Origin of the sequence: Curtobacterium sp. B8, from assembly GCF_000333315.1 — a bacterium.
Lineage (GTDB): Bacteria > Actinomycetota > Actinomycetes > Actinomycetales > Microbacteriaceae > Curtobacterium > Curtobacterium luteum.
This window is the reverse complement of the sequence record NZ_BACW01000259.1, coordinates 1-1,602: the sequence shown is the minus strand read 5'-3', so window position 1 is coordinate 1,602 and position 1,602 is coordinate 1. Positions and strand designations below refer to the sequence as shown.

General features: G+C 72.0%; 2 protein-coding genes. One reads left to right on the top strand and one right to left on the bottom strand.

The window, feature by feature from the left end; genetic code table 11:
- The coding region (locus tag I59_RS06300) for a pyridoxamine 5'-phosphate oxidase family protein (RefSeq protein ID WP_022903137.1) at positions 1–192 on the top strand (192 nt) is incomplete at its 5' end.
- A gap of 102 nt (positions 193–294) precedes the next feature.
- Here the strand turns inward: I59_RS06300 and I59_RS06295 are convergent.
- Positions 295–1,602, bottom strand: a 1,308-nt coding sequence (locus I59_RS06295) for a hypothetical protein (RefSeq protein ID WP_222834993.1), incomplete at its 5' end; no start/stop codon positions are given.

Sequence of the window (1,602 nt, the reverse complement as noted above, 5' to 3'; positions counted from 1 at the left end):
CCGTTCGCGGAGGCCTGGTTCCCCCAGGGCCGGCAGGACCCGTCGATCCGGCTCCTCACGGTCGAGGGCGACTCCGTCGAGTACTGGACCCAGGACACCGGCCCGGTCGGCAGCCTCGTACAGACGCTCAAGGCCGCGCTCGGCAAGCAGAGCCAGCCGGACACCGGCGACCACGGCACGGTCGAGCTCTGAAGCTCCGACCCGGAACGACGAAGCCGCTGTCGCCCGACAGCGGCTTCGTCGTTCCACAGCGGTGCGCGATCGCGGCCCAGCGACCAGCCGCGCCACAGCCCCCTACGGCGGGCCGAGCAGCCAGAGCACCGCGACGAGCACCGGCTGCCCGAGCAGCGCGCACGTGACGAACGTCCACCGCATCCACGGCTTGGCCACGAGCTCCGGCGACCCGAACAGCGGCGCCAACGGCATGAGCAGCCGGGGCGTCGACGCCATCGGCAGCGACACCGCGAAGACGTAGAGCGCGTACGCGGCGGAGTACAGCACGGTCGTCGTGCCGAGCTTCCGTGTCGAGCGGCGCAGCAGCCACACCGGGTACGCGACGAGCAGGAACACCACGATGAGGACCCCGCCGACACCGAGCCAGCGTGACGCGATCAGGAACCACGGCGTCAGGGGTGCGAAGTCGACCCGCCCGATGAAGTTGACCCACCACGACATCTCGGTCTCGAGGTAGGCGTTCGGCGTCCCGGTCACGTGCGTCGCGATGACCGGCCACGCCACGCCGGCCGCGGCCATCGCGAGACCGGACAGCACCGCGGCGACCCGCTCCCGCACGGGGAACCGGTCGAGGGTCCGGCCACCGTCACGGCGCGCACGCAGCCACCGCACGAGGACGACGACGCCGAGCACGAGCGGGATCGCGAGCGCGCCCGGCCGGGTGAACGCCGCTGCGACGCCGAGCAGGGTGAGCAGGGCGTACCGCCGCCGTTCGAGGGCGAGGAGTGCGCCGAACGTCAGCGCGAGGAACGTGCTCTCCGCGTAGCCGACCTGCAGGAGGAACGACAGCGGGCCGCACGTGAAGAAGAAGACCGCCCACATGCCCGCCCGGTGCCCGGTGTGGTCGCTGACGAGCCGGTAGAGCAGGTACGTGGCCACGAGGCCGGCGATGATCGCGATGGCCGGTGCGCCGACCTCGAACGTGATCCCGGTGGACGCCGTCAGCATCCGGATGAGGAAGGGGAACGCCGGGAGGAACGCCCACGCGTTCTGCGTGACGTGGCCGGCGGCGTCGGTCGGCAGCGTGGTCGGGTAGCCCTGCAGCGAGATCTGCTGGTAGTACTGCCCGTCCCACGCGGTCAGGAACGACAGGAACCCGTGGTCGTTGCCCCAGATCGCGTTCGCCGGGAGCGCCCGTCCGGTCAGCGGGTACGCGAGCGCCAACCAGAACGTCGACAGCGCGCGCCCGCCCGCCCAGACGAGGAGCACGGCGGACCAGGCCGGCAGGCTGGTCGCCAGGTCGAGGAGCCGCCGTCGGCCGGTCGCGAGCGATCCGGGGAGCGTCGATTCGGGCGGCACGGCTCGAGGGTAGTCGCCCGTTCCGGGAAGACCCTGCCTGGAGGCGCGGTTCGCGTTCTGCAGGACGGA